The organism is Bacillus sp. 123MFChir2 (assembly GCF_000383235.1).
Classification (GTDB): Bacteria; Bacillota; Bacilli; order Bacillales; family Bacillaceae_G; genus Bacillus_A.
This window is the reverse complement of record NZ_KB910939.1, coordinates 1-26,322: the sequence shown is the minus strand read 5'-3', so window position 1 is coordinate 26,322 and position 26,322 is coordinate 1. Positions and strand designations below refer to the sequence as shown.

29 protein-coding genes, 6 pseudogenes and 1 riboswitch are annotated in these 26,322 nt (G+C 35.4%); of the genes and pseudogenes, 20 read left to right on the top strand and 15 right to left on the bottom strand.

All coding sequences use genetic code 11. The features are described from left to right. Positions 1-46 precede the first annotated feature (46 nt). Positions 47-508 (top strand): tRNA (N6-threonylcarbamoyladenosine(37)-N6)-methyltransferase TrmO, encoded by a 462-nt coding sequence (tsaA, locus tag H280_RS0110550; RefSeq protein WP_020061089.1) that lies wholly within the window; start codon positions 47-49, stop codon positions 506-508. A 108-nt stretch (positions 509-616) separates the two neighbouring features. On the opposite strand, the gene H280_RS0110545 is transcribed toward tsaA, so the two are convergent. Beyond that, a complete protein-coding gene (locus H280_RS0110545; protein WP_020061088.1) occupies positions 617-2,086 on the bottom strand; it encodes an amino acid permease in 1,470 nt (489 codons plus the stop codon). Between the two features lie 107 nt (positions 2,087-2,193). After that, a riboswitch (Lysine riboswitch) is annotated at positions 2,194-2,387 on the bottom strand. Positions 2,388-2,822: 435 nt separating this feature from the next. Between H280_RS0110545 and H280_RS0110540 the strand changes: the two genes are divergently transcribed. Beyond that, on the top strand, positions 2,823-3,626 hold the full coding sequence (locus tag H280_RS0110540) for a VOC family protein (protein WP_020061087.1): 804 nt from the start codon (positions 2,823-2,825) through the stop codon (positions 3,624-3,626). 26 nt (positions 3,627-3,652) lie between these two features. Here H280_RS0110540 and H280_RS25720 read toward each other — a convergent pair. Both H280_RS25720 and pdxR read right to left on the bottom strand, forming a co-directional pair. After that, a pseudogene (locus H280_RS25720) lies at positions 3,653-3,775 on the bottom strand (GrpB family protein); the annotation flags it as partial. A gap of 137 nt (positions 3,776-3,912) precedes the next feature. Next, positions 3,913-5,358: a MocR-like pyridoxine biosynthesis transcription factor PdxR gene (gene pdxR, locus H280_RS0110530; protein ID WP_020061085.1), complete on the bottom strand. Its 1,446-nt coding sequence runs from the start codon at positions 5,356-5,358 to the stop codon at positions 3,913-3,915. Between the two features lie 126 nt (positions 5,359-5,484). On the opposite strand from pdxR, the gene H280_RS0110525 reads away from it, so the two are divergent. Together H280_RS0110525 and H280_RS26740 are read left to right on the top strand one after the other, a co-directional pair. After that, positions 5,485-6,396, top strand: a complete 912-nt coding sequence (locus tag H280_RS0110525; protein ID WP_020061084.1) for a DMT family transporter — start codon at positions 5,485-5,487, stop codon at positions 6,394-6,396. Positions 6,397-6,712: 316 nt separating this feature from the next. Further along, entirely contained in the window at positions 6,713-6,835 is a 123-nt protein-coding gene (locus tag H280_RS26740) for a hypothetical protein (RefSeq protein WP_020061083.1), read from the top strand. A 10-nt stretch (positions 6,836-6,845) separates the two neighbouring features. On the opposite strand, the gene H280_RS23460 is transcribed toward H280_RS26740, so the two are convergent. Together H280_RS23460 and H280_RS23455 are read right to left on the bottom strand one after the other, a co-directional pair. After that, positions 6,846-7,856: an IS4 family transposase gene (locus H280_RS23460; RefSeq protein ID WP_020061082.1), complete on the bottom strand. Its 1,011-nt coding sequence runs from the start codon at positions 7,854-7,856 to the stop codon at positions 6,846-6,848. A 107-nt stretch (positions 7,857-7,963) separates the two neighbouring features. Continuing rightward, positions 7,964-8,128, bottom strand: a pseudogene (locus H280_RS23455) (NUDIX hydrolase); the annotation flags it as partial. Positions 8,129-8,255: 127 nt separating this feature from the next. Here H280_RS23455 and H280_RS0110505 point away from each other — a divergent pair. The 7 genes and pseudogenes from H280_RS0110505 to H280_RS0110480 form a co-directional block, all read left to right on the top strand. After that, a complete protein-coding gene (locus tag H280_RS0110505) occupies positions 8,256-8,726 on the top strand; it encodes a GNAT family N-acetyltransferase (RefSeq protein WP_020061080.1) in 471 nt (156 codons plus the stop codon). Positions 8,727-8,826: 100 nt separating this feature from the next. After that, positions 8,827-9,468 (top strand): FMN-dependent NADH-azoreductase, encoded by a 642-nt coding sequence (locus tag H280_RS0110500; RefSeq protein ID WP_020061079.1) that lies wholly within the window; start codon positions 8,827-8,829, stop codon positions 9,466-9,468. Between the two features lie 78 nt (positions 9,469-9,546). Then, complete coding sequence (locus tag H280_RS0110495; RefSeq protein ID WP_020061078.1) at positions 9,547-10,011, top strand: NUDIX hydrolase; 465 nt, start codon at positions 9,547-9,549, stop codon at positions 10,009-10,011. A gap of 13 nt (positions 10,012-10,024) precedes the next feature. Beyond that, on the top strand, positions 10,025-10,168 hold the full coding sequence (locus H280_RS25715) for a hypothetical protein (RefSeq protein ID WP_020061077.1): 144 nt from the start codon (positions 10,025-10,027) through the stop codon (positions 10,166-10,168). A gap of 222 nt (positions 10,169-10,390) precedes the next feature. Next, positions 10,391-10,606, top strand: a complete 216-nt coding sequence (locus H280_RS0110485; RefSeq protein ID WP_020061076.1) for a hypothetical protein — start codon at positions 10,391-10,393, stop codon at positions 10,604-10,606. A gap of 59 nt (positions 10,607-10,665) precedes the next feature. Further along, a pseudogene (locus tag H280_RS26450) lies at positions 10,666-10,764 on the top strand (DUF3967 domain-containing protein); the annotation flags it as partial. A 157-nt stretch (positions 10,765-10,921) separates the two neighbouring features. Then, positions 10,922-11,194 (top strand): annotated as a pseudogene (locus H280_RS0110480) (nitroreductase family protein); the annotation flags it as partial. 127 nt (positions 11,195-11,321) lie between these two features. Here H280_RS0110480 and H280_RS0110475 read toward each other — a convergent pair. From H280_RS0110475 to H280_RS0110465, 3 genes are read right to left on the bottom strand one after another with little or no spacing between them, the layout of a single operon-like run. Continuing rightward, positions 11,322-12,419 (bottom strand): DUF4018 domain-containing protein, encoded by a 1,098-nt coding sequence (locus tag H280_RS0110475; RefSeq protein ID WP_020061074.1) that lies wholly within the window; start codon positions 12,417-12,419, stop codon positions 11,322-11,324. Further along, positions 12,394-13,557 carry a DUF58 domain-containing protein gene (locus H280_RS0110470; protein ID WP_020061073.1) on the bottom strand — a complete coding sequence of 388 codons (1,164 nt, stop codon included), beginning with the start codon at positions 13,555-13,557 and terminating at the stop codon, positions 12,394-12,396. The genes H280_RS0110475 and H280_RS0110470 overlap by 26 nt, the downstream gene beginning before the upstream one ends. After that, positions 13,554-14,483, bottom strand: a complete 930-nt coding sequence (locus H280_RS0110465; protein WP_020061072.1) for an AAA family ATPase — start codon at positions 14,481-14,483, stop codon at positions 13,554-13,556. The genes H280_RS0110470 and H280_RS0110465 overlap by 4 nt, the downstream gene beginning before the upstream one ends. Positions 14,484-14,995: 512 nt before the next feature. Between H280_RS0110465 and H280_RS0110460 the strand changes: the two genes are divergently transcribed. Beyond that, on the top strand, positions 14,996-15,403 hold the full coding sequence (locus H280_RS0110460) for a hypothetical protein (RefSeq protein WP_020061071.1): 408 nt from the start codon (positions 14,996-14,998) through the stop codon (positions 15,401-15,403). Between the two features lie 128 nt (positions 15,404-15,531). Here the strand turns inward: H280_RS0110460 and H280_RS0110455 are convergent, their stop codons facing one another. Next, positions 15,532-15,777 carry a hypothetical protein gene (locus H280_RS0110455; RefSeq protein WP_020061070.1) on the bottom strand — a complete coding sequence of 82 codons (246 nt, stop codon included), beginning with the start codon at positions 15,775-15,777 and terminating at the stop codon, positions 15,532-15,534. Positions 15,778-15,894: 117 nt separating this feature from the next. Here H280_RS0110455 and H280_RS0110450 point away from each other — a divergent pair, with 117 nt between their 5' ends. Then, positions 15,895-16,278, top strand: coding sequence for a VOC family protein (locus H280_RS0110450; protein WP_020061069.1), 384 nt, complete (start codon positions 15,895-15,897; stop codon positions 16,276-16,278). A 13-nt stretch (positions 16,279-16,291) separates the two neighbouring features. Continuing rightward, positions 16,292-16,861: a GNAT family N-acetyltransferase gene (locus H280_RS0110445; protein WP_020061068.1), complete on the top strand. Its 570-nt coding sequence runs from the start codon at positions 16,292-16,294 to the stop codon at positions 16,859-16,861. A gap of 126 nt (positions 16,862-16,987) precedes the next feature. On the opposite strand, the pseudogene H280_RS25710 reads toward H280_RS0110445, so the two are convergent. Next, positions 16,988-17,124, bottom strand: a pseudogene (locus H280_RS25710) (IS5/IS1182 family transposase); the annotation flags it as partial. Here H280_RS25710 and H280_RS25705 point away from each other — a divergent pair. Continuing rightward, positions 17,123-17,330: pseudogene (locus H280_RS25705) on the top strand (IS3-like element ISBce13 family transposase); the annotation flags it as partial. The pseudogenes H280_RS25710 and H280_RS25705 sit on opposite strands and share 2 nt — an antisense overlap. Positions 17,331-17,577: 247 nt before the next feature. Here the strand turns inward: H280_RS25705 and H280_RS0110440 are convergent. Then, entirely contained in the window at positions 17,578-18,003 is a 426-nt protein-coding gene (locus tag H280_RS0110440) for a GNAT family N-acetyltransferase (protein ID WP_020061067.1), read from the bottom strand. A 621-nt stretch (positions 18,004-18,624) separates the two neighbouring features. On the opposite strand from H280_RS0110440, the gene H280_RS0110435 reads away from it, so the two are divergent. The 3 genes from H280_RS0110435 to H280_RS0110425 all read left to right on the top strand — a co-directional run bounded on the left by H280_RS0110435 (position 18,625) and on the right by H280_RS0110425 (position 20,973). Beyond that, entirely contained in the window at positions 18,625-19,014 is a 390-nt protein-coding gene (locus tag H280_RS0110435) for a hypothetical protein (protein ID WP_028411189.1), read from the top strand. 406 nt (positions 19,015-19,420) lie between these two features. Beyond that, a complete protein-coding gene (locus H280_RS0110430; protein ID WP_020061065.1) occupies positions 19,421-20,218 on the top strand; it encodes a phosphotransferase in 798 nt (265 codons plus the stop codon). Positions 20,219-20,436: 218 nt separating this feature from the next. Beyond that, on the top strand, positions 20,437-20,973 hold the full coding sequence (locus H280_RS0110425; RefSeq protein ID WP_020061064.1) for a GrpB family protein: 537 nt from the start codon (positions 20,437-20,439) through the stop codon (positions 20,971-20,973). A gap of 12 nt (positions 20,974-20,985) precedes the next feature. On the opposite strand, the gene H280_RS0110420 is transcribed toward H280_RS0110425, so the two are convergent. Next, a complete protein-coding gene (locus H280_RS0110420; RefSeq protein ID WP_020061063.1) occupies positions 20,986-21,480 on the bottom strand; it encodes a GNAT family N-acetyltransferase in 495 nt (164 codons plus the stop codon). Between the two features lie 179 nt (positions 21,481-21,659). Here H280_RS0110420 and H280_RS0110415 point away from each other — a divergent pair, with 179 nt between their 5' ends. Together H280_RS0110415 and H280_RS27000 are read left to right on the top strand one after the other, a co-directional pair. Continuing rightward, positions 21,660-22,229, top strand: coding sequence for a DJ-1/PfpI family protein (locus H280_RS0110415; RefSeq protein WP_020061062.1), 570 nt, complete (start codon positions 21,660-21,662; stop codon positions 22,227-22,229). A gap of 346 nt (positions 22,230-22,575) precedes the next feature. Beyond that, complete coding sequence (locus H280_RS27000; protein ID WP_020061061.1) at positions 22,576-22,770, top strand: DUF4083 family protein; 195 nt, start codon at positions 22,576-22,578, stop codon at positions 22,768-22,770. A gap of 111 nt (positions 22,771-22,881) precedes the next feature. Here H280_RS27000 and lsrF read toward each other — a convergent pair whose 3' ends face one another. The 3 genes from lsrF to lsrK are packed head-to-tail and all read right to left on the bottom strand — an operon-like array spanning position 22,882 to position 25,621. Continuing rightward, positions 22,882-23,664, bottom strand: a complete 783-nt coding sequence (gene lsrF, locus H280_RS0110405) for a 3-hydroxy-5-phosphonooxypentane-2,4-dione thiolase (RefSeq protein WP_020061060.1) — start codon at positions 23,662-23,664, stop codon at positions 22,882-22,884. Between the two features lie 13 nt (positions 23,665-23,677). After that, complete coding sequence (locus H280_RS0110400; protein WP_020061059.1) at positions 23,678-24,034, bottom strand: cupin domain-containing protein; 357 nt, start codon at positions 24,032-24,034, stop codon at positions 23,678-23,680. Positions 24,035-24,058: 24 nt separating this feature from the next. Beyond that, positions 24,059-25,621 carry an autoinducer-2 kinase gene (gene lsrK / locus H280_RS0110395; RefSeq protein WP_028411188.1) on the bottom strand — a complete coding sequence of 521 codons (1,563 nt, stop codon included), beginning with the start codon at positions 25,619-25,621 and terminating at the stop codon, positions 24,059-24,061. Positions 25,622-26,322 lie beyond the last annotated feature (701 nt).

Here is a 26,322-nt window from a genome sequence, read left to right as displayed (position 1 = left end):
TTAAATCTCTTATATAATGAAAAAAGAACTTTCGGGAGGGATTTACATGGAAATTATAATGAATCCAGTTGCATATGTTCATAATTCTCGTAAAGAGATGAAAGATGATAATTGGGGTAGTGTTGTGTCAGAAGTCAAACTAACTGATGAATTAAATGAATCTGCATTACAAGGAATAGAAGATTTTTCACACTTAGAAATAATTTTTTATTTTGACAAAGTATCTGATGATAAAATTCATTATGAAGCAAGGCATCCGAGGAATAATGTTAATTTTCCGAAAGTCGGAATTTTTTCGCAGAGAGGGAAAAATAGACCGAATAAATTGGGTATAACTACAGTTGAATTAATAGAGCATACTGGCAAGAAATTAGTGGTGAAAGGATTAGATGCAATTGATGGAACACCTATCATTGATATTAAACCTGTAATGAAGGAGTTTCTTCCAAAGAATGAAATTAGACAAGCAAATTGGTCTATCGATTTAATGAAAGATTATTGGAAATGATTTAATAGATAAAAGGTTAGCCAACACCATTGTGTTGGCTAACCTTTATCACTTATTAACAGGCAGTAAGAGCCGATAATTAGCAGGGGATGAAGAATCTCCACTAGATTAAAGTTCTACTTTATCAAGAGGAATTACTTTTGTTTTCTTTGTAAATTTATATCCTAACCATAGCGCAAGGAAGAGAGGTAGGCCGATATAGGAAACAAGTACACCGTTCCAATCGATAGACTCGCCCATAAACGCTCCGTAATTTTGCCCTAAAATGACAATGATACAAAGTGCAAATGCGAAAATTGGACCAAATGGGAACCATTTTGCTTTATACGGTAAATCATTTAAATCTTTTCCTTGTGCAATATATGCTTTTCGGAAACGATAATGACTAATAGCGATTCCGACCCATGCAATAAATCCAGACATTCCAGATGCATTTAATAACCAAATATATACTACACCGTCGCCAAATAAGGAAGCTAGGAAAGCGACACAACCAACTACTGAAGTTGCGATTAACGCGTTAACAGGTACGCCGCGACTATTTAATTTCCCTAAAAATTTCGGTGCTTTTCCTTGTCTTGCTAAATCCCAAAGCATACGAGTTGATGCGTACATTCCTGAATTACCGGCAGATAAAACTGCAGTTAAAATAACGGCGTTCATAACAGAAGCAGCAAATGCAACCCCTGCTTTTTCAAATATAAGTGTAAATGGACTTACTGTTACGTCACTTGCTGCAAGACTATCAGTTGTATAAGGGATCAATAGACCGATAACAAGAATTGCAAAGATGTAAAATAATAGAATACGCCAAAAGATTGAGCGAATTGCTTTTGGAATACTACGCTCTGGATCGGCAGTTTCACCAGCAGCTACACCTAATAATTCAGTTCCTTGAAATGAGAAACCAGCCGCCATAAATACGCCGATGATTGCCATAATACCACCGTTAAATGGTGCGTCTGCAACAGTAAAGTTTTTAAATCCAACAGGCTCGCCACCCATAATGCCAAAAATCATCATAAATCCAACAATTAAAAAGATAATAACGGTAACTACTTTAATAAGTGCGAACCAATATTCAGCTTCACCAAATCCTTTAACAGATAAGTAATTTAAAAGAAACATAATGACTAAGCAAATGCCACTCCAAAGAAGGGAAGGTGTATTTGGGAACCAAAACTTCATAATTAATGTTACGGCTGCAAGTTCAGCAGCAATCGTGATTGCCCAGTTATACCAGTAATTCCAACCTAATGCGAATCCAAGCGATGGATCAACAAATTTTGTCGCATATGTGCTGAAAGATCCAGCAACAGGCATGTACGCTGCTAATTCAGCTAAGCTTGTCATTAAAAAATAAACCATAATTCCAATTGCAGCGTATGCTATAAGAGCTCCACCAGGGCCAGCTGTATGAATGACACCACCGCTAGCAAGAAATAGTCCGGTACCGATTGTACCACCGAGAGAAATCATCGTAAGGTGACGAGATTTTAATCCGCGTCGAAGTTCGTTAGTTGTTTGTGCAGATTGATTTGTAGCTGTAGAGGTAACGTTAGTAGTTGCGCCGTTCATGTTCAACACTCCTTTTCTTGTAAGATAGGAAGGAGCGGGGGGAATTAAAAAAACCGCCAAAGGACTTTAGCGGAGCAATTCAAAAATAGCCACCCCATCATACCTTCCGTTAAGATAGCGCCCCACGTTTACACGGTAATTTTGTAAACGTGACAGTTCTGTTCCTATTCGAAAACAGCCCCAGCATATACTCCCAGAGAAGAAGTATAAACTTCGGCAACTTTTCCTTTCAGCTAGAGTTATTGACGTTCTCCGCGTCTCGTCTAGATTACTAATAAAAGTCGCAACCTCTACCTCATCGGATTGATGAGGATTTTTCTATTACTATGATTTTTAATATATGGCAATTGTAATGATTTTCTGAAAATAGTGCAAGGATTTTTTTGTGGGAAAAAATAGCTATTTTAGAAAAGCGCTTTCAAAATTCGTCCCGTTCCTAAAGAATATGTATAAAGCAATCCTTTGATAAAAAAAGGTTATACAATGGTTTCGCATCGCGCTTCAAAAATCCCTTTAAGTTAATAGAGAATTCAGAATAATAATTTTCGACAAATCTATTTAAAATGATTATCTTAATTTCAAGAAGTATCGTGTTAAACCTGAATTATCTTTTAGTCCTCTAATTCACTTTTTTCAATATGATAAGCATGAATTGGTTAGTTTTCAGAAAATTTAAATTGAAAGGAACAATTGAAAAGTAATACACTAAAAGGATAAAAGTAAGGGTGGTGAGGAGATGTTACAGTTTGATCATCTGGTTCATGTCGTTTCATGCTCTCCAGCTGAGGTAATTAATCAAATGAAAATACACGGATTTCATGTAGTACAAGGAGGAGAACATACGAACTGGGGGACACATAATAGTTTATGTTATTTCGATTTAGCGTATATTGAGTTTTTGGCGGTGCAAAATCAAGAAATTGCAAACCAATCGGATAATCCACTTATTCAACAAGTTGTTCAAAAGTTGCATATAGGAGAAGGAATGCTTCAAATTGCGCTACGCACAGAACATATGGAAGTGCTTGCTGAGAGATTGATAGAACAGGGATTTCACATAAATGGTCCATTGGAAGGGACACGGATGAGGGATGACGGCACACTCTTGAAATGGAAAATGCTGTTTATTGAACAAGAAGAAGCAGGTCCTAGATTTCCGTTTTTCATTGAGTGGAGTGAATCGGATGAAAAAAGAAGGGATGATTTACAGAAAAAAGGAGTAATACCGCTTCATAACAATCAAATAATTGAAATGAAATCAGTGTTCTACGCTGTTGCAAATGTAAATGAAATAAGCAAGCGCTGGAAAGATTTACTGCAAATTGAAATGAGTCCACCGAAAACAAATAAGAACTGGAATGCAATAACTCAAAGTTTTTCTCTAGGAAAAATAACAATTCAATTTTGCGAACCGCTAGGGAATGGAATCGTTCAAAATCAATTAACGAAAAACGGAGAGGTACCATTTGCGGTAGAATTTGAAGGAAATGAAGAAAATATGAGGGTAAGTCATATATGGGATGGTATGTACATATTTTAGCAGGAATTAAGGTAATGAAGATTACATATAGCCTCCCTTTTTAATTGTTTCTCTTTTAAAAATTCGACTTCCCATTCCTCAGTCCAAGGAACTAAAAAAACTTCACCATGGGGTAACCCTAACATTTGATTAACTCCTCCTGCATACAGCTCTTTTTTATGAAAGAATATTCCGGTATTTCTTTCTTTAATTATATAGCATACAAATAAAAAGATGGTGTGAAATTACAATTCATACCATCCTTTTGAATAACTATTTTATTTTAAAAAGGAGATAGATTAACCTTTTATATACGAGACAAATGAATCGCCTGTTGCAGACGAGAGACCCCTTCATCAATGAGGTTTATATCTACTTTTCCATAAGATAGACGAATATAACCATCTTTTGCACCGAAAATACTGCCGGGCATAAAAGAAACTTGTTGTTTTAAACTTTGTATAATTAACTGTTTTTCATTGATAGGTTGATGTAATTTTCCCCATATATAAATTCCTCCTCTTGGTATAGAGAATGAGAGTTCTTCGTGAAGTGAGTGTTGCAGTGCATCTACTAAAACATTTCTTTTTTGTACTAACTTTGAGCGTAGTTGCTGTAAATGTGTTTCAAACGGAACGGTTTCAAAAAATTGCTGCATAAGCCATTGCGGGAAAATACTTAAGCCTAATTCCATTTGATGTCGTGCATCTGATAAGCGTTCAACAACGGATTGAGGAGCAACGAGCCAGCCAATTCGTAATCCTGGTGCTATCATTTTGGATAAAGAATGAACATAAATGACCGTTCCATTGGTATCAATTGATTTTAAGGTTGCACATGTTTGTTCTTTCTTTTCTAATGTTAATAAACTAGATGGATCATCTTCAACAATCGCAATACGTAAATCTGCACATAAAGATAATAGAGCTTCTCTTCTTTTTGGATGTAGAAGCGTTCCGGTTGGATTTTGGTAATTTGGATTTAAGAAAATCATTTTAATCCGATGCTTTCTGTGCAGCTCATATACATCATCTGGGTGAATCCCATGCTCATCAACCGGTAATGGGAAAATTCGAATACCTGCCGATTGGAAAAGAGGTAAGGAATAACAATGCGATGGACTTTCAAATGCTACCGCATCACCTGGGTTTAATAAACATTGGACAATAAGATGCAGTGCTTGTTGGGCGCCGGAAGTAATCATAATCGACTGTTCAGTTGCATCAATTTGTAAGTGCTCTTTCATATATATAGATACAGCTTGTCGTAAAGGAAGATAGCCTTGTGGATGATCATAACTTAACGATTGTGTTAACGGTTGTTCATGCAAAATTGCTTGCAAGTGTTGATGCGGGAACAAATCGCATCCGAGTTCCCCGTTTGCAAAATCAATGATATTATCATTTTGCTGCACTTGCTCACGAATGTAGCGAAGGAGCGGTAAGTTAGGTAAAAATGTTCCCCCCTCTACAAACCCTCTCCAATTTGGTGTGAACTTTGGAGATACACCCCACATATGTGTACTTACACGTGTTCCTTTTCCGGTTGTACTTTCAACAATTCCCATTGCACGTAGTTCATTATAGGCTGTTGTAATTGTACTTCGATTTACATGAAGCTGCTCTGCTAGCTTGCGTTCTGATGGAAGAAAACTTCCAGGTGGAAGCTCTCCATACATAATACGTCTTTCAATATAATCAACAACTTGTTGATAGATTGGGATTTTACTATCAGTATCTAATGTCCATTTCATTCGTAACGTCTCCTTGTTCACTCATTCTCACCATTATAGCAAATTGGTTGGGTAAAAAAACAGCCAATTGGATGGTGTTACATTGGGCCAATTTTACTATGCTAAATGATGGAAGGAGAGGTATTGATGAAACAAAGACAAATGGAAGTACTCCTAATGTTAGTTGCGTTAGTATGGGGAGCGAATTATACGATAGGAAAATATGGGGTGGCATATATGTCGTCCGTTCAATTTAATAGTATGCGTTTTTTAGTGGCATCTCCGGTTTTATTGCTTATAACTTTTAAAATGGAACGCTCATTACGTATCGAGAAAAAAGACTGGCCTAGACTTTTGGCGGTAGGTATTGTGGGGACTACTTTATATCAAACACTGTTTATGCTTTCCGTAAAGTATACATCTGCGACGAATGCTTCATTATTGATTGCAATGTCCCCAATCTTTACGGGGATTTTAGCGGTATTACACAAACAAGAACGCTTTTCTCTAAAAATACAAATCGGATCATTACTATCATTTGGCGGAGCGGCACTTGTATTATTAACAGGAAATACAAATCAGTCTACATATGAATACGCATGGTTTGGAAATATAATTGGATTGGTTGCGTCAATTGCGTGGGGTTGGTATCCAATTCTAGCGCAGCCGCTTATTACGAAATATTCCGCGATGCGAGTAACTGCTTGGTCGACTTTGTTAGGAATCGTACCGCTTGTTATATACTGCTTTATAAATGTTGACTCGTTAACATGGACAACTGACATGTTAAGCTGGGGATCATTAGGTTACTCTATTGTTTTTGCCACAATTTTTGGACTTGGAATGTGGTACGTTGGAATTAGTAAAATGGGTTCAACTAAAGTAATGGTTTATATGTATCTTGTACCGTTATTTGCTGTCATATTTGCGGCGGTAACGATAGGGGAACAAGTAAATATTATGCAGTTGTTCGGTGGATTTGTAATTTTCGCTGGGTTATATGTTGTGAAAAAAGGAACAGTGAAGAAGCCAGCATTTAATTTAAAGAAGGTAAGTTAGTTTGGAAATGACTACATTGTGAGAGGTGTGGTCATTTTTTTGTGTTCGGAATGTAGATATAATTTCATAAAAGAAGTATCAATTTTTTAAATTGAAATAAATGGGTAAATAGTAATATAATGTAAGTTAAGCGGGTGAAGCCTCATTTGCTGTAGATTTCAAAGAGAATACGAGCTGTATCATATGCGAAATGGTATGCACTTATTAAAAAAGAATGCTGTTAATAGAAAGTAAAAAGTAGATAAATTTGATGAAATTTTTAACCGAAAAAGAGATTAATTGTAGAGAGCCAGAGTTATTAAAGGGTGGGAGATAGATGGAACAACATTCGCTCGTTCTATGCGGGAAAAAGCATTTTGAATGGAAAAAAGAAGAGGTTGGTAGATCGCAAGAAGATGAATTGTTAATTAGAACTATTGCAGGTGCTCACGCGTGTTGATTAACCAAAATTATACAATCTCCAATTGATTCAAACACCAATAAAATTTCAATGTTTCTTTTATGCTAATCCTCCACTCGAATGGCAGGACGTCACAAAGAAACAGGCGTGTAAACCCTGTGAATGATAGGGATTTTTGAGGGTTTTTCTTATTTCCTTGTACATGTAAAAACTTTAGTAAAACGTAGGCAATCATAGCTGCGAACAACTGATTGAACACCGCATTTTTCGTCGTGCCAAATAACACGGGAACGTTCAAATTCTGCTTAATCCAGCGGAAAAAGGACTCTATGGACCAACGCGATTTGTACATAGCGGCGATTTCTTCAGCTGTCACGTTTGAATCCGTGGGACATGTGCCTTTTAGTGATTTCTTGCGATTCAGTTGAACATTGTCTTTTAATCGGATAACAAAATGTTGCTTTTCTTTTTCAGTCACGTAGCGGTCCACTTTATCTATTGAAAAATACGCACGATCACAAACGAGGATAAAGCGTTTATCCTCAAGCCTTACGCCAATGGGACCGTCATGTTTGAGCCCTGTTGTTTCAACGATTTGAAGAGGCATCACTGTTTCGTTTGTGAAGCTGACATGCAGTTTTATGCCCGAACGTTCGTCGTGATAAACGGCCCATGGTAAGCGTGTTTTACCGACAGTAATAGTCGTCGAATCAATTGAAAGAAGCGTTCTCGGCATCTTTAGTGTTCGACGTGTAGCACGATTCAACTTGCCAACAATGACTTCGAAGATACGCTTCATAATGGCGTAATCTAGCGCTTTCATGTGCTTTGACAATGATGAATGATCGACGGAAATGAGTCCAACACTCGGACCAACATCAGCTGCGTGACGCAAGCTTTTCCATTCATTTGTCGCAGCACTAATTAAATAAGAAATAACAGTAGAAACCGTGCGTTTTCGGGCTGTCTCGGTGTGGTTGAACTCCGTTAAAATCGCCTGGAGCTCTGCTTCTGAAAGAAAGTTTTGAATCAATGTGTGGGACGTGGTATTCTTGTTCATGAGAGATTCCTCGTTTCGTCAATGTTGGTATGGTAACTTACATTGTACAAGAGGAATCTCTCTTTTTGTATTCATTTTTTGGTAGAATTTAGATAATCAACAGACGTGGTTTCATTATTTTCTATACCGCCGCCAGGTAAAAAATATCTTACTCCTTTTTGGATAATGGCTATTTTACTAATATCTTGATTAAAAATGATTGCATAAGAACTTGGACGTATGGTGTATTCTATATGCTGCTTTTTCTCGCCAAAAGTAGGCTTTTTGCACATATTTTTCACCTAATTTCATTTGTTTTAATCCAATTATCTCATATGAATCTGCAAAAATGAATTTGGAAGTTAAAAAGTCAACTGTATTTATATATAAACATTAATGGAAAAGGAGAGGGTATGACATATGTACGTTAGAAAAATTAGACCTGAGGATTATATGACAATTCATTCTGTTATGAATGACTGGTGGGGCGGGAGACAGATGGCAGATATGCTGCCAAAACTTTTTTTTATTCATTTTCAAGAAACTAGTTTTATTATTGAAAAAGACAATGAAATTGCAGGGTTTATATGTGGATTTTTTTCACAAACTTTTGAAGATGAAGCGTATGTTCATTTTATCGGTGTGAATCCGAAATTTAGAAGACAAGGGATTGCATCAGCATTGTATTCTTTCTTTTTTGATGCAGTTTGTTCCAACGGTCGTCACGTTGTAAAAGCAATAACATCTCCGGTTAACAAAAAATCTATTCAATTTCATCGTGAAATAGGATTTGAAATTGAAAGAGGAGATGATGAAATAGAGGGAGTGTCTGTACATACAAATTATGATGGAAAAGGTGGAAGCCGAGTGTTATTTGTAAAGTATATATAAATGATGTAAGCAGCAAAACGATATGAAATTTTTAATAAAAATTAATATAAAAGGCAATATAAGGAGGGGTGAATTTATATTACGAAAGGAAAGATAGCAATTGAGTAAAGTTTTATACATTACTGTAAATCCAAAAACACCAGATCAATCATATGGACTTTCAGTTGGACAAGCTTTTTTAGAAGCATATCGTAGCGGGGCTCCAAATGATGAAATTATTGAACTTGACTTATATAAAACTAATATTCCGTATATTGATGCGGATGTATTTAGTGGGTGGGGAAAACTACAACAAGGGACAGCGTTTGAAAATCTTTCTGCAGAAGAGCAAAGTAAGGTCGCTGCAATTAATAAATTAACAGATCAATTTGTAGAAGCGGATAAATACGTATTTGTAACACCGATGTGGAATTTTAGTTTTCCACCGCTTATGAAAGCATATATTGATACAATTTGTATTGCAGGAAAAACATTCAAGTATACAGCAGAAGGTCCTGTTGGTTTGTTATCTGGTAAAAAGACCGTTCATATTCAAGCACGCGGTGGTATATACTCAGAAGGACCAGCAAAAGAAATGGAATTTGGAGATCGCTATCTGCGGGCCATTATGAGCTTTGTTGGAATTACAGATGTGCAATCTGTTTTTGTAGAAGGTATGAATCAAATGCCGAATGAAGCAGAGCGTATTAAAGAAAAAGCAATTGAACAAGCGAGAGAAATTGCCAAAAAATTTGCGGAATAATTAGAAAAAAACCCACAAATTTCTTATAATGGAATTTGCGGGTTTTTATTTGTCAGATAGATATGAGGAGGAATCGGGATGGATATTGTTTTTACAGAGGATGGGAAACGTTTTAATTATCGCGTAGCAGCTGTATGTATAGAGAATGGACAGGTTCTTCTTCATCGCGGGAAGGGAGATGACTACTGGTGTTTACCTGGCGGACGAGTTCAAATGCTTGAAAGTAGTGAGTCTGCTCTTAAAAGAGAGCTTCAAGAAGAATTAGAAGTGAATGCAAATGTAAAACGATTAATATGGGTTGTGGAGAAGTTTTTTACATACGATAATCATGAATTTCATGAAATTGGCTTTTACTATGAAACTCATTTAGAAGATTGCTCTATTCCGAAAACGGGTTCTTTTATAAGAGAAGATGGTGGTCGAGAGTTTGAATTTCAGTGGGTTTTGCTAGAGGAGTTACATCTTTTTCATACGCAACCTGCTTTTTTAACAACAAAGCTAGATCATTTACCGCAGTGTGTAGAACATATTGTAACAAACTAAAAGAAAGACGGCTTTGATTTCCCAACAGATTTACGGGGGAGATAATAATGTTATTAAAGCGAATTTCCCATCGGTTGCACCACCGCAAATCAAGCAAGCAAAGCCGCTTGAATATGTGTATTTAGATTATTTTTATACTTACTTACAGCAACCGTAATTATTATTCAAGCCCATAAATTTAATGTTTTTGGGAGATAAAATGAGGATTTCCATACCAAGAATGAACAAATTTTTCGTTTTGGGGTATTTTTATTTGTTAGCTTAATAGTGATGTGACGATACCCTTATAAAAAAAGACGTGGACAAGCATGTCTTTTTTATGTAATAATATATATTTACATATTTATATATACCTATATAGAGAAAGAGAGAGAATGGAATGACAAAACAACAATATGCATATCGTGTTGCCTTTTATTTATCTGATGGTAAGGAAATAAGTGGGAGGATTACACATGATGAAGATCCAGAAACATACTTAAAGTCAATAGAATCCTTAATAGAGAAGGAAAAGCCGATCCTCATCCCAAAGCTTGGAACTATCATACAAAGTAAATATATTACACATATAAAAATCAGTGAAGTTATCGTATAAAAGGATATATCATTGCTATAGCGAATATATGCTATGAGGACGTTTTATAGCAATTAGGTATCCAATCATCTATATGACGTAAGTATGCAGCTGTGTTAGAAAAAGAGGGATATATCTTTACAAAGAACGAACGTGGCCATAGAAAGTATAGAGAGAGCTTATCATAACTCCGCATTTGTAGGGCTTATTTTAAAAAAAGGGGTAGCATGCCATCGTCATCAACTTAACGAAATTAAACATCAAAAAACGAAAAAATGAACCGAATTCTCATGGGTGATTGTGGGAAGATAAAATTTTCGTTTTTTGTATATGATTTTGTCTTACTACCATAATCACATTTATCAGCAAGTAATGAAAGAGACAGTATTAATTAATGGTGGTTTTGTAGCGGTGCAACTTATGCTCACAGCTCGTGCTCACGGATACGATACATGTCCAATTGGTGGATATGAAAAAGATAAAATTGCAGAAGCGTTGGATTTAGATAAAGAGCGTTATGTACCAGTGATGTTAATTTCAATTGGGAAAGCAGCCGATAGTGGCTACAAATCAATTTTTAGTTGCACCATTAGATATAAAAGCTTTTAATGGAAAACCACTACAAGGGTAATAACAAGTTAGGGAACTGAATTTATATCACCTTTATAATATTACTAAAAACCTCGATGACTCCCGTAGGAGAAGTCGAGGTTTTTAGTAGTATTGAGATTCAAGCTTATTCTTTCATTGCTTTTCGATAATTGTATAATGTATGAACTTCTCTTTTAAATTTTTGGAGAAGTTCAGTATTATCATGATTGGCATATCTTGTAGCGTTATATGCATTGATAATCACTTCAAATTGAATGGAGATCTCTTCTTCTCTATGAAGTCTTTCCATCCATTGTTCTACAGTCTCGCCACGTTGCCGATTTAATGGCGGTTTTAATTTCTTTTCCAGTTTAAATATTTCTTTACGAATTGCATTGTTTGGTGGTCGTAACTTTCGGTTTCGTTTTTGTATATTTCCTTGTTTTGGACCAACAATGATAGGTTCATAGGAAGACAGATGTCCAAAGTTTATTTCATGTCGTTTCTTATATAGTTTCCAAATCACACATATGGCAGCAACTACTATGATAAGAATGGTAATAGATTGTAAAATGAATGGATCATATTCTTTTTCTGGAACCGGTGAAGGCGGCGAATTACCTTCACCTAAATTAAGATTCAAAGAATCATCTTTCTGCTTCCGTTCAGCTGATAGAAATAGTGGGTTTAAAATATATCCTAATCCTAAAGCAATCCATTGCAGAGCATAAGCGATACCAGTTCGTACGTAAGAGAGTATGGGGATGAATAAAAAACCAATAATTCCGATAGCTGTAATGGAGAACAAACGCAACATTTGTTGGTTTCGATTGAAACTTGTAATCCATAATGTTAGAAGTGTATACAAAATAAGTAATCCTATTTCCCATATGGATGGAAACTGCATATGGAGGAGAAAGGAACAAAAGTTCCATAGAAATGCTCCTAATAATTTATGAAATGGTGAGAAAGCATCTTTTGCGTACATAATAAAAAAGAAAAACGGCAATAATATGGAACTTATAGAAGAAAATAACGCCAACCAATAGCAAACAATGACTTGTAGAATAAATAGTGCTGTAAGCCATCTATTTTTCTTTTTACTCATTTTCATAATAGGCAGTAAACAAATATGACTGACTAGAAGAAACAAAACAATGTGTACAATTTCTCCTTTTTCAGTTAATAAAGAAAGAAGGAGAAGAAGGACAAAATCATTAACGTACCGTAGCCATGTATTCAAGTTGTTCCACCACTCCTTCATCGTGAACAATATATGTTGGCTGCATCGTATGAGGGATATTCTGCTTAGGGATGCCAAGGAAAAACAGTGTAGACGATCTCACCCTTTTTCTCATCATATAATGCAGAAAACCTTCTCGCGGCAGTAATGTACTATCTTCTGAAATACGCGCAAGTTCTTCCAGTGCTTTTGCATAATGCACGGGACCTTCATTCAGCACCATGTGCAGCGGTCCATCTTCTGCTAAAATACTAATAAATAATTCAAAGGGAATTTTCTTTTCCGTTGCAATTTGACAAATATATGTTGCATAAGAAATCAAGTCTTCGAGATTTTCTCTCCATCCAAGTCCTCGATCTGAGGAAAGGCATATGCAAATTGTCCAGCTATAATTTTTTACTGCTTCATATTGTTTTGCTTGTAAAATTTGCATTTTCGCTGATGCTTTCCAATGAATGGATCGAAATGATTCCCTTTCATACTGCTTTACTCCGACAATCGACGTTTCATCATGAAAAAAAGAAAAATTTGTTCTGTAAGAGCCTAGTACTAGTTGCTGTATTTCTTGTAGTCCTGCAACTTGCTTTGGGGTAGGATAGACAATAATTACTGTTTTTAATTTATGCATAACGGGTAAATGAACTTGAATGATGTTAAAGGGATCACCAATGATACATTCAAACTGTTCAATTTGGAAAACGCCCCGTCTTGTCGCTGTGAATGTTAAATCCCACATTTGCTGTGAGCGAGCTCGTTGTGAAAATGGGAAAGAAAAGAGTGTTTTTGATATTTGATCAAGACTGTTACTTGGATGTATAACGAGCGATGGATTTATATGAAAAAAACATTTTCCATTCACTAACGGTAATTTTGCTTCATTTTGTAACAGAATGGATAGTTGTCCGTTTTCTTTAGGAAACACTCTTGTTGATTGTTTCTTATTGATAATTTGAAAGTGGTCTTCTATGTAAGTGACGTATCGATAAATAAAAAAAGAAAAAATATAATAAAAGAGAAATGGATATATGATAAGTGACTGTGGTAAGTAAAATGCGAACAACAGGGCAATTGGAATCGTCAATTTAATGATATGACTTTGAAATATTAACGGGACAGAGACGAGACGTTGACAATTCATGCTTGCTCAATCTCCACCGGTACATCAATCTCTCTTAAAATAGCTTCGATAATCTCTTGTTTTGTCGTACGAAGAGCACCTTCCATAGATAAAATAATGCGATGCTTCCAAATGTAAGGAAGTAGGGATTGTACGTCTTCTGGTGTGCAAAATTCGCGATTACGTAAAAAGGCAAGAGCTTGAATTGTCCTCACTAAAGCGAGTGTTCCACGCGGACTAATTCCATTTGCAATGAAATCATGATTACGAGTTGCATTTGCAAGTTTGATAATGTAGCTTTCAATAGGTTCTGAAACATGAACATCCTTTACTTTATTTTGTACGTGGATTATATCTTCTAGTGAGATGACCGGATGAAGTTCATCTAACGGTTTGTTCTTTCGGAAACGTCGCATCATTTGAAGTTCTTCTTCTGGCGTAGGATAGCCAATTGAAACGGTCATTAAAAAACGATCAAGTTGAGCATCCGGAAGAGGAAATGTTCCTTGTGATTCAATTGGATTTTGCGTTGCGATTACGAAAAATGGTTTTGGAAGAGGAGTGGAATGCTTTTCAAGTGTTACTTGTCTTTCTTCCATTGCTTCTAATAAACTCGATTGTGTACGTGGTATCGCACGATTAATTTCATCGGCTAATAATAAATTTGTCATAACAGGACCAAGGCGCAGTTCAAATTCACTTGTTTTCGGATTAAAGTATTCAATACCTGTTACATCACTCGGTAATACATCAGGTGTGAACTGTACACGCGAAAATTGCCCGCCAATACTTTTCGCAATTGTTTTTGCCAGCAATGTTTTACCTGTACCAGGTACATCCTCTAATAAAACGTGTCCATCTGCTAATAAAGAAACTAAGAGGAGATCAATTACATTTTCTTTTCCGACAAAAACAGAAGAGATATTCTCTTTTAATTTATGTATCATTTGTTTCTTCCTTTCTCGTACAATCTTTTTGAATATTTTAACAAAATTTTCTGAAAAATAAAACTGTTTTTCGTTATACTACAATGTAGAACGTGTTTTAAGAGATACATATATAAGTAGCCCTAGGATGTAGGACTACTTGAAATTTGCTTTTGAATAATGGAACAAAGTTGTTTTTTTACATTTTTATCATAAATATCTCGAAACTGTACCCATTCATCGTTGTAGTAAATCGCGATATGAGAGATTGAAAAATGAGGATGTTACTTTGCTTCATCAATACGTTCGTATAAGTATTCCTCATATCGCGGAGTAGTTTATTTACAGTGTTTTGTAATGTTGACATTGTATTCAGTCCTTTCTGTATATTATAATTATATTAATTGGTGTTATTTGGAAAGTTGTGTAATCATAGGGGATGTGTAGGACTAAAAAGCTAGATTATATTCGTTGTTCCTTTCTCTTTTCTAGTAAAATATCTATTATACATTTTTAGTAGCGGAGTGATAAACATGAGTCTAAAAGAACAAGCAATGAAAGATTTTCAAGAGAAAATATCCTCAACTGAAAAAATACAAGGAATGATCACAACTTATTATGAAGTGCAAAATGGAATGTCAGGTTTAGTAGGTGTACCAAATGGAAATTCTATTTCTGTGAAAGGTATTTTAGCTTATACTGAAAAACAATTATTATTTTACGGTGAAATATTTGAAAAGCTCCCGATTTCATTACAAATACCTTATTATCAAATTAATAAAATAAAAGAAACGAAGCATGTATTCGCGCTTTTTAAAACGTTTTCTGCAATTATGATTTTCCATCAAGAACAAGAGATATTTACAACACGAGGGAATGAAGAAGAATTTATACAATTAAAAGCATTCTTTGAAAAGATAAAGCATATTTCTATGCATTAAATCATACCGAATATGCAAAGGTGCCGCAAGAAACATGACAACATTTGTGTGCACATAGAAAAGGAATAAAAGAAACTGCTCCAAAAGTTATTTAATAATAGCCTTTTGGGGCAGTTTTGCTTTAACGATTAAAAAGATTGATTCTGTGCAGGTTTAATAAATTGCTCTGGGTTTTCAATTAATCCGCACGCAGCACATTGGACGCGATATGTAGGACCTTGGTAGGCCATATGAAATGCACTCATATTCTCGTTTGTATATTCTTCTTCAATCTGACCAGTCTGTGGATTTAACTTCACCGGTTTTACTGATTGTTCAATAATGTTGAATCGTGTGCGGTTTGTTTTGCAACTTGGACAAAGCATTGGTTCCATTTTAACACACCTCCATTGTTAGCATTTGTAACTATGGGGGGGCTTATTCATGAGAAAATTAAAGGATTTTTATATTTTTTGTCAAATGTAGTAAGGATGTGGAGGAGGGGGAGAAACGTGAAACTTCAAATGAAATATATCATTTTATATGCGCAGCAATATGAGGACTGTATTCGTTTTTATCGTGATATATTACAGCTGCCAATAAAAGGTGAGCACGGTACATATATTGAGTTTGATACAGGTTCTACTATTTTGGCAATCAATAGTAGAGATGATGTTCGAGAGTTAACAGGATTACCAATTCCCAAGACGTTATTACAATCATCTACATTTGAAATTGGATTTGTAGTCGATGATGTTGAAGAAACAATACATAACTTGAAAAAACACGGCGTTACAGTATTAGTAGAGCCTGTTACAAAACCATGGGGACAAACTGTTTCCTACATTTGTGATCCGGATGGAAATTATATTGAAATTTGCAGTTTATTAGACTAAGGGTGGGAAGAGAATGAAAAAATTTCCAAGTTTAGAAACAGATCGTCTGTATTTAAGAGAATTAACGTTAGTCGATGCAGATGCAATGTTTCATTACTTTAAGAAAGAACCTGTTATTCGTTACTTTGGAATGGATTCGTTTCAAAATATTGAAGAAGTAAAAAACGTCATCCAAAATTTTAGAAGCAGATATGAAGAAGGATTTGCATTCCGCTGGGGAATTGTACTAAAAGGGACTGATCAATTAATTGGAACATGCGGCTTTCATCTCATAAATAACAAACATAAACGGGCTGAAATAGGCTATGAACTAGATGAAACATATTGGGGAAAAGGATATGCGACAGAAGCACTGCAAGCTATTCTAGCATATGGATTTGAAACACTTTATTATGAGAGAATTTCAGCGGTTGTGTACCCAGAAAATGAATCATCGCGAAAATTATTACAAAAAGCAGGCTTTGCGGAAGAAGGATTGCTTCGAAAGTATATGATTCAAAATGACGTAGCGCACGATGCGATTATGTATTCGCTGCTACAGAAGGAATGGGCAACATCACTTCAAAGTACGATGAACACGTAAACATAAGAAAAGACAATCTGAAACCTGAACAGTATTCTATAAAATGGACAGTTTAGTAAAAAAATTACAAAGAAAAACAAAAAAGGAGCTGTCCCATAAGTCGGATTTTTGACTATGTGACACTCCTTTTCGTTTTTTATAAATCGGTTGTATGTCTTCGTGATGACGAAGATGGTTAGCTTCCTCTACACATTCTTCCCATACATGACGTTGAATTAGTTTCTGATGTGTTTGACTCTGGTACATTGAGACAAGAAAGGACAACCTGTAAAACAATTAAGCAGCGAGTATAGCTTATCAGAAGTAACCGTTTATAAATGGATTAAAATATATTCTCCTATCACATCAGTTGATGAAGATGAAATAACGCTAGAAGATCTAAGGCGAATGAAAAAAATGCTATATTCGCGAGAAAATAAAAGATACAGAATTACACCAATTTATTGATCGTCAAAAAGAAACGGACTCAAAATGTTTTAAGTTAATAGGTATGTGGTGGCCTCCTAATATATAAATACAAGTTTACTTTTTAACATCTAAGTCGCTGCTATGCAGAACAAAACATGGCCGCTACTTGCTGTCTATCTTTGTTTTAAACTTTGCACGTGGAAGAAAAAGGAACTGACCGCGTCTATGCATGGCCAGTTGCTCTCGTCTGCCGAAAAAGAAAAGGGTTTTCATGTTAGTTTTTCAATTTGCATCTATATATAAATTTTTTAATCACATTTCGTTATTACAGTAAACATTCCTGTCATATTAGGTGAGTAATCCTTAAAATCATATTTTTCATAAAATTTTTCTTTTCCCTCTGATGCAAATAATCCTACAAACGCTTTATTTGGTGCATTTTCTTTTAGATACTCTACTAACGCATTCATAATTTTTTTGCCAATACCCATTCTTTGATAATCTGGATGAACTACCACATCTTGAATGTAAAAGTAAATAGCTCCATCTCCAACAATTCTTCCCATTCCTATGGTCTTACTCTCATCCTTAACTGTAACGGCAAAAACAGAATTTTTTAATGATATTTCCGCAACATCAAAGTTCATATAATCTTTCCAACCCACAACTGAACATAGATATTTATATTCGTCTAATGTTGGTGCATAATTTGAGATTGTATATTGTCTTTCCATAAATTCTCTCCCTATCTCTCTATAATTTTAAGTTAGCATTTTCACACTTATTTTTCTTCTGAATGTTCAGATTTAAGTATATATCATATTCGTGTAAAAGTTAACACAATCCCTCATTGAAGTAGAAAGAACATCTATGCTAGGAAACGTAAAAAAAAGGTTCATCACCAAAAGACGGGGGTGACATATAGATAGATGTACACTCCACTCCGAGTGGACGCTTTCCGTGGGCGAGAGCGAGCCTCCTCGGCAAGCCTGCGGGGTCTCACTTCCCTCGCTATTCTCGCAGGAATCGCCACTCTCCATTCTGTGTATGAAAAATGACTCATCGGGGCCCGTCAAGATAATATTTTAAGACACGTCAAAACAAAAATGGTACCTTTTTACAGTTGTTTGTGAAATGACGCTCATTTTTCCGTTTTGGCATATAATTAATTTCTTAGCTTGCTGGGCATTGCGGGACCTCTTAAAGTACATATATACTTTGCTTAATTTTTACATATCATGGTATAATTTCAAGGTGTTGACAGTAAGTGATCCATGTTCCGCGCTAACGGATTGGGAATGACAATTTATTCCCCTGCTGACGAAGTCGAAAAGTTTTTTGATTGGGGTGATCTTATGAAAAAGATAATTGGATTAAGTTTGATTCTGTTTGCTGGTATCACGTTATCTGGATGTTCAGCTATAGCAGAAAAATCTTTAGAAAAAACCGGAAACGGAAGTATTGAATTATTAACACCAACGATTACAACAAAAGATAATCAATTAGAATTTATGACTAAGGGAATTGATGAAAATAAAGTGACCTTTATTTTTGTTGCCAATAAAAAAGTATTTGAACAAAAAATAAAAAATGATGAATCCTACAAACTTAACATTAAAGGCATCAAGGATGCTCATAGGACGGACTACAAGCCAAAAGTTCAACTTTTGCAAACTAAAGATGATACTGAAAATGGAGACATGGTAACTTTTAAACAAGTTAGATATACAGTTGAAAAAGATTAGTTTTATAGTTATTTAATTTCAATTCTAATAGTAGATTCTTATGATATTGTTGTGCGGTCTTTTTTGATTTTTTCAACTAAGTAGCAAAATAATTTAAAAACTTTATACAAAAGTCTTTTTTAAGTTGGCAATCCTTGGTAATATATAATTTAGAGATGTAAAGAAAGGGGAATCTGTACATATGTGGAATACCTTGAAATGATTATTTAATTGGATAGAGACAGTGGCGGTCCTTGATTCTTAAGGATGCGTTTATTTGTCTATCTTAAATCATTCAAGGGATACATGGTGTGGACAATTAAATTCCCATTGCCGAGCAGATACCTTTGTATATCTGCTTTTATTTATGGGTAAAAATACATCTCTATTGACACAATCATAGAGTCCCTAAATTGGGGGAATTATAATGAAAAGTCAGTACGAAAAAGAAGAAGCACTAACAGGAGGGAATGTCTCTAGTGTATATCGTTTGGGAGATACGGTTCGACGAGAATTAAAGCCTGATAGTGTTAAAATTCATACATTACTAGAACACCTTGAAAACAAAGGCTTAAATAATGTGCCAAAGTTTTTAGGTATTGATGAAAAAGGGAGAGAAATCTTATCCTTTATCGAAGGAGAAGCTGGCAATTATCCGTTAAAAAAATACATGTGGTCGGATGAGTCTTTAAAAGAGATTGCAAAAATACTGCGTCTCTATCATGATGCGGTGAGTGATTTTCCGATGCAGGAATGTTGGCAACCCATTGATAATACCCCGCAGCCATTTGAGGTGATGTGCCATAATGATTTTGCCATCTATAACATTATTTTTAATCGCGAAAAACCAGTAGGTGTGATTGATTTTGATTTGGCTGCTCCTGGTCCAAGACTTTGGGATATCGCCTATACGCTTTACACTTGCGTTCCTTTAAGTAGGCTTTATCATACGGAAATAGGCGAAGCCATTTATTATGATTCGTTAAAGGATGCTGAGCGAATCAAACAAAGGGTTAAATTGTTTTTTGATTCCTATGGTATGGGGGGAATAGAAAAAGGATTTTTAGAAATGGTATTGCTACGGGTAGAAGGATTATGTAAAACCATAAAAAGGAAAGCCAAAGAAGGAGATATGGCGTTTCAAAAAATGATCGACGAAGGACATTATGATCATTATCAAGAGGAACTTCGATTCATTCGCGAACACGGAAAAGAGTGGATTTAAGAGAAAAATCTTGGTGAACTAACGGAGTGTAAGCGTGAAAAAAGGGACCATCCTTTGAGAATGCACTGAAAAAAGTGTTTGCTTTGAAAAAACAACACGCATTTTATCGATATGTTGAAAGTAAAAAGAAACCCATTACCTGTATATAGTAGGTGATGGGCCCCTTTTTATTATGAAGTGGATTTTTTCAGTTGCCTCGTAAACAGGAGGATATGCTAATGACTAAGAGTGAAGTAAGAATTGAAGACTATAATCCAGAATGGCCAATTATTTTTAAAGATTTAAAGTATGTTCTTGAAGCCGAATTAGGCGACTTATTGTTGTCTATTGAACATGTTGGTAGTACGTCAGTCAATAAACTAAGTGCAAAATCTATTATAGATTTAGACCTTGTAATGGATAACCGAATCATGCTTCCAAAAGTTACTCAAAAGCTTGGAAAACTAGGTTATTATCATGAAGGTAATCTAGGCGTTGAAGGGCGTGAAGCTTTTGGAAGAAAAGATCATTTCACGCCATGGCATGGAGAAAAAAGAATATGGATGGAACACCACTTATATGTTTGCTGTAAAGATAATGAGGAACTTGCAAGACATTTAGCGTTTCGTAATTATCTTCGTAATCATCCAAAAGCTGCTAAAGAATATGGACGATTAAAAAAGGAATTAGCAAATACAGCAAATGATCGAGTGGGTTATGTGGAAGGTAAAAGGGAGTTTGTAAACAAGATTTTAGCAAAAGTAATGATAAATTAACACAGTATTTAGTTATGAAACGATGTATTTATAAAACTTTTTGTCTACTTGCATGACAGGAAAATTTGTAGGTAATTTATCAATTTCTACATTTTCAAAATGATGCTTCTCATAAAATCTATGGGCCGCAACAAATTGTAACGTCGTTCCTAAGTATATTTCTTTTACCTCTTTTATCTTTGTCCATGCAATCGCATTATGTAATAAAAGACTAGCTGTTTGAAATATTTTGCCTCTAAACTCTTTTTTTACAAACATTTTTCTCAATGCTACTTGACGATTGCCAATATCTAAAAGAGCGATAGTGCCTACAACTTCTCCTTGATAAAGTGCTATCCAAAAGTTACCGTTTCCAGATTGGTAAACGCTTTCTATCTTAAGTAAGTCAGGTTGATCCTCTTTTGAAATAGGGATGTTATATTCGTCTCGTTGGATGGAGAGAATTAAATCTAAAATTTGAGATTGATAATCAGAAGAGTATTCTTTTAAGGTAAGGTTTTCATTCATATATAACACCGTCCGACATATTGGATTTTCATTACTGCTTTCATTATACAAGATTTCATATTGATTATTCTAACAATTCGGTAGTGAAACCTTCATAATTTAATCTGAAAGTGCCAGATAGGGATGTTGACGGTTGTATTAGTAATTGAATAACAAATAGAAAGGAGAGGAATTATTGTATGAAAAAAGTATTGTTTCTTGCCTATTCACAATACGCTGACTTTGAAATAGCCCATGCATTATTTTTGCTTAGAAAAATGGGGAAAGCGAAAATCACTACTTTCTCCATAGATGGTAAACCAGTAGAAAGTATCGGTGGGTTATGGACTCAAGTCGAAGCTTCTTTATCTGAAATTAAAATAAATGAATTTGATCTAATCCTTATTTCTGGAGGAGATGGTGTTCATGAAATAGTAGATGAGGGAATTGTTAATAAGACATTAATGAACGCCTTTAACTTACATATTCCCATTGCTTCTATATGCGCTTCCGCTATTTTGTTGGGAAAAGCGGGGATACTAAACGGTAGAAAATTTACGTGTCTTCAGCATACATATGAGAATAACAAAACCCTATTTGAAACATCAGTATATACAGGAACAGATATTGAAGTGGAGGATACAATAATAACCGCGAAAGGTACTGCGTTTGCAGAATTTGCAGTAGCTGTTTGTCAATTAATAGACTTGTTGAAGGAGAAAGAAAAGTTGGATTCGACATTAAGGTTTTGTAAGGGAATCTCTTCTTAATTTAACAATTTTGGTAACTACTCAGCTATACCTTTTAGAAATTTAGAAAATGGTATGTTTCTAGTGAAGATGTGTCTCTCTATTACTTATGAATTCACTTTTTGGCATATAGACTGCTGTCATGCAAACAGGGCAGGGGCCTGCACGTATTGTCTACTTTTGTTTTCAAACCTTGCACGTGGCAGGAAAAGTCCTTGACCGCTCCTATACATCGCCAGTCCCTCTCGCCCATTTAAAAAAATGCTTTTCTGCCTTTTTTTCACAAAGTAACTGAGTAGTTACAAAAAAAGAAAAAATAGCGTCACTTCATACTAATAAGGAAGAAATAGAAAGGATTGACGGAAGAATGGATATTTTTTCAATTGTAAACATTGTTTCAATTATTCTTTTCTTTGCTTTAATACTGTTATTTTTTATTTCGCTTGGCGCGTTTATACGATCACGACTCATCAATCAGTCTAGTCAAAGAGCTTCTTTAGTTGAAATTGAGAAGAAATTAGATAGAGTTATTGAGATGTTGGAGGAGAAAGAGAAAAATTGACAATGGGCTTGATAAAACAAGTAAGAAAATATATGAAATTAGAAAAGAACAAGTAATTTGGATAATGTTTTACTTGTTCTTTTATCGATAACATAAATATTGTCTGAACTTTTAATTTAAAATAGTATTATATAATTCTAGAGCTTCTTTTACATTTAATTTATTTTTTACGATACCATGAATCGATTGAATCATCGCAACCGGATGTTCAGATTGCCAAATATTCCGCCCCATATCGACACCGACTGCACCCTCTTGCAGTGCATTGTATGTAATTGTAAGCACCGCTTCAATTGTGTCTAACTTTGGCCCTCCTGCAATAACAACTGGAGCTGGACATGTACTTGTGATCTTTTCAAAGTCTTCACAATAATACGTTTTAATGATATCAGCACCCATTTCAACACATACGCGTGAAGCTAATGCTAGAAAACGTGCTTCGCGTTTTTGAAGTTCTTTTGCTACCGCAGTAATTCCGAGCACAGGTAATCCGTAATCATGTGCTTCAGATACAACATTCGCAAGGTTTGTTACAGTTTGTGTTTCATAATCTGAACCAACAAAGACAGATACCCCAACTCCAGCCACGTTATGACGCAGAGCTTCTTTTATTGGGGTAACGATTGTTTCATTCGCAAGATCTTTTCCAACTACAGTGGCCCCGCCTGATACACGAAGGACCATAGGAGTTTTACACTCTTCTTGTATACAAGAATTAAGAACACCTCTCGTTAAAAAAAGGGAGTCAGTGTATGGGAGAAGTTTTTTTACCGTTTCATGAGGCCGTTCCAATCCATGAATGGGTCCTAAAAAGTAACCGTGATCAATTGCTAACATAACTGCTTTTCCATCAGGCAAAATAGTATGTAAACGATTTTGAAATCCCCAAGTCATAGTGAACCACTCCTTAATTACAGTTTGGATTTTCTGTTTGCACAGTATCTTTTTCTTGCAAATGAGGTGATTTAATAAAGAGAGCTTTAAAATTTTGTGAAGAACGATTGATGAGATAGTGAGATTCATGAGGTTTAACTTGTAAGACGTCACCTTGTTTAATAGGAACTTTTACGTGATTAATATAGAAATCTATCTCACCTTCTAATGCGTAGAAAATTTCTTCGCACGTTGTATGATAATGGTTTTGAAAATCTTGTCCTGGTTTAATGACAACAACACCTATATCAATATTAGGGCCTTTTACTAAATATTTTGGTCCATTATCACCGAAGCGATAGGAGAAATCTTCTTCATTTACTTTGAGCATACTTTTCACTCCTTGTGTAACAATTTACAGAGCGCCAGGTGCAATCCACATATGAGAAGTAAATCCTTGATCAGCTAATTGAAGTTGCTGTTGATATACAGCCTTCCAGTTTTTATATAGTTTTTGGTATTGTTTATGATTTTCATTGTTCGGTATATAAGTTGTTTCCCATTTTACAAATTGTTCAGAAATAGACTCCATTGAATGATAAATACCGGCACCAACCCCCGCCACAATTGCTGTTCCTAAAGCGGCTGCTTCTTTGACTACAGGTACTTTTACAGGAACACCCAATACATCAGCGAGAATTTGACACCATAATTTCCCCTTTGAAGCTCCTCCGGCAAAAACTACTTCTTTTGGGAACTGTCCTGTTATTTCTTCAATTAACTTTAAATTTCCATATGTCACGAAAGCAGCATTTTCTTCAATTGCTCGAAATATTTCTTTCTTCCCGCATTTTTCAGAATCTAAGCTTAAATTTAAAAAAGAGGGGGATGCATGGCGCCAAGAAATATAGTTCATGACATTGGAGAAAACTGGAATGATACCGTGTGAGCCAACTGGAACATGTTTCGCTTGTTCCTCTAATAAGTCGTAAGCATCGATACCTAGTTCATTTGCTCGTTGTTTTTCTTCCAGGCAGAAAGCGTCCCGAAACCAGCGCATAACAAAACCAGGGAAAAAGGCAATTGTTTCGTATTGCCAAAGAGTAGGAAGAACATGACAATTTACACGAATGCGAGCGTTTGGATCTAGTACAAGATTGCTTACGTTTACTTCTTGTTGCCAAAAACTTCCGCCGCAAATGAAAGTTTGCCCACTTTTAACAACTCCAGAGCCGAGAGAAGCCATTTGCGCATCTCCGCCTCCAGTTACAACAGGTGTTCCTTCGAATAATCCAGTTTCTGCTGCGCATTGTTTTGTTACGTTTCCAATAATAGTTCCTGCTTCATTTATTTGTGGTGAGGGTATAGGGGAGAGTCTACATTGGGCTGCTAATTCTGGAGCCCAATTTCTGTTTTGTAGATTGAAAATTCCCGTTGTACATCCATTGGAAGGGTCAACTTGTAATACGCCGCACAGTTTATATAAAATCCAATCATTTAACATAGTAATAGAATGTACTTTTTCATAAATCTCTGGTTGGTGCTTCGTAATCCAGCGCAACCTTGGTAATGCACCTAAAGCAAACGTTTGCCCGGATACTGTATATACATTATGTTCAAGGCGAGGGTGTATTTGTTTAAGTTGTGTAACCTCAGCTCCCGCACGGTTATCAACATTGGCACACGCCCAAATTTCAACGCCATCCTTGTCATATAACACAAATCCTTCACGCATACTTGTTGCACTAATTCCTTGAATAGAAGAAGGGGGAATGTTACTTGTTTGTAATACTTCTTTTGTACATTCTTGAATAAGTTTCCAGTTTTCCTTTACGTCAAAATCCATTGAACCTGGGTATCGTGAGTTTTCTATGTGAACCCATTCTCGTTGACTAACAGCAAGTTGATTCCCTTGCAAGTCAAATAAGACAGCTCGGATACTACCAGTACCGGCATCATAAGCTAATAGAGCAGTCATTATATTCCACGCTCCTTCAGTCCGTGCCTTCTCTAGTAAACGGACAACATTATTTCTAAATATATGTAGTAAGGAGGAAATTTTTTGCTGGGTAAGTTGTTCTTTGCAATAATAGTAAGCAGTTTTTGTTAACAAATTTTCTTCCAAGTGTAGCTCTGTCATGCTTTCCATCTCTTCAACATATGTACATAGATTTTTATTTATACCGTAAGTAGTTGGAAATTACTTGAGAAAAAGATATGAAGAAAAGGATATACAGTGCTATAAAACTGGGAGAGAAAAAATAGGGTTTGAAAAAATGTTTTCTATTAAAGATAGGTGAAAGTATTTTAAAAACGTATCCAAGACATTAATGCAGTGATTTGTACTGAGGCAACTGCATTACCAGCAATGCACAGGTTGCTATATATATCCAAATTAAAAAACCTCTTTCTTTTCTGTGAAAATAACTTGATTCAGAGCACAATTTAACTTTTTAACAATAAATCTAGATCTTCTTTTTGCGTGTGAAACACGCAAAAAGACAATAAGAAAGAAGACTACTGTTCTTTAGATATTTTTTCAGTAGTTGTGTATATGAAATCGGAAACTGGTCTATGCTAGTAATTTTGAGTATTCAATAAATGCTGTTCGTTGTTTCAATATATGGTATATCACCTTAATTACTTTATGCGCAATGGCGATGATTGCTTTTCGCTTTC

Bases quoted from the DNA above. Each gene is read 5' to 3' on its own strand.
- tsaA (WP_020061089.1), top strand. From the start codon at position 47: ATGGAAATTATAATGAATCCAGTTGCATATGTTCATAATTCTCGTAAA.
- H280_RS0110545 (WP_020061088.1), bottom strand. From the start codon at position 2,086: ATGAACGGCGCAACTACTAACGTTACCTCTACAGCTACAAATCAATCT.
- H280_RS0110540 (WP_020061087.1), top strand. From the start codon at position 2,823: ATGTTACAGTTTGATCATCTGGTTCATGTCGTTTCATGCTCTCCAGCT.
- pdxR (WP_020061085.1), bottom strand. From the start codon at position 5,358: ATGAAATGGACATTAGATACTGATAGTAAAATCCCAATCTATCAACAA.
- H280_RS0110525 (WP_020061084.1), top strand. From the start codon at position 5,485: ATGAAACAAAGACAAATGGAAGTACTCCTAATGTTAGTTGCGTTAGTA.
- H280_RS26740 (WP_020061083.1), top strand. From the start codon at position 6,713: ATGGAACAACATTCGCTCGTTCTATGCGGGAAAAAGCATTTTGAATGG.
- H280_RS23460 (WP_020061082.1), bottom strand. From the start codon at position 7,856: ATGAACAAGAATACCACGTCCCACACATTGATTCAAAACTTTCTTTCA.
- H280_RS0110505 (WP_020061080.1), top strand. From the start codon at position 8,256: ATGTACGTTAGAAAAATTAGACCTGAGGATTATATGACAATTCATTCT.
- H280_RS0110495 (WP_020061078.1), top strand. From the start codon at position 9,547: ATGGATATTGTTTTTACAGAGGATGGGAAACGTTTTAATTATCGCGTA.
- H280_RS0110485 (WP_020061076.1), top strand. From the start codon at position 10,391: ATGACAAAACAACAATATGCATATCGTGTTGCCTTTTATTTATCTGAT.
- H280_RS0110470 (WP_020061073.1), bottom strand. From the start codon at position 13,557: ATGAATTGTCAACGTCTCGTCTCTGTCCCGTTAATATTTCAAAGTCAT.
- H280_RS0110465 (WP_020061072.1), bottom strand. From the start codon at position 14,483: ATGATACATAAATTAAAAGAGAATATCTCTTCTGTTTTTGTCGGAAAA.
- H280_RS0110460 (WP_020061071.1), top strand. From the start codon at position 14,996: ATGAGTCTAAAAGAACAAGCAATGAAAGATTTTCAAGAGAAAATATCC.
- H280_RS0110455 (WP_020061070.1), bottom strand. From the start codon at position 15,777: ATGGAACCAATGCTTTGTCCAAGTTGCAAAACAAACCGCACACGATTC.
- H280_RS0110445 (WP_020061068.1), top strand. From the start codon at position 16,292: ATGAAAAAATTTCCAAGTTTAGAAACAGATCGTCTGTATTTAAGAGAA.
- H280_RS0110440 (WP_020061067.1), bottom strand. From the start codon at position 18,003: ATGGAAAGACAATATACAATCTCAAATTATGCACCAACATTAGACGAA.
- H280_RS0110435 (WP_028411189.1), top strand. From the start codon at position 18,625: ATGAAAAAGATAATTGGATTAAGTTTGATTCTGTTTGCTGGTATCACG.
- H280_RS0110430 (WP_020061065.1), top strand. From the start codon at position 19,421: ATGAAAAGTCAGTACGAAAAAGAAGAAGCACTAACAGGAGGGAATGTC.
- H280_RS0110425 (WP_020061064.1), top strand. From the start codon at position 20,437: ATGACTAAGAGTGAAGTAAGAATTGAAGACTATAATCCAGAATGGCCA.
- H280_RS0110420 (WP_020061063.1), bottom strand. From the start codon at position 21,480: ATGAATGAAAACCTTACCTTAAAAGAATACTCTTCTGATTATCAATCT.
- H280_RS0110415 (WP_020061062.1), top strand. From the start codon at position 21,660: ATGAAAAAAGTATTGTTTCTTGCCTATTCACAATACGCTGACTTTGAA.
- H280_RS27000 (WP_020061061.1), top strand. From the start codon at position 22,576: ATGGATATTTTTTCAATTGTAAACATTGTTTCAATTATTCTTTTCTTT.
- lsrF (WP_020061060.1), bottom strand. From the start codon at position 23,664: ATGACTTGGGGATTTCAAAATCGTTTACATACTATTTTGCCTGATGGA.
- H280_RS0110400 (WP_020061059.1), bottom strand. From the start codon at position 24,034: ATGCTCAAAGTAAATGAAGAAGATTTCTCCTATCGCTTCGGTGATAAT.
- lsrK (WP_028411188.1), bottom strand. From the start codon at position 25,621: ATGACTGCTCTATTAGCTTATGATGCCGGTACTGGTAGTATCCGAGCT.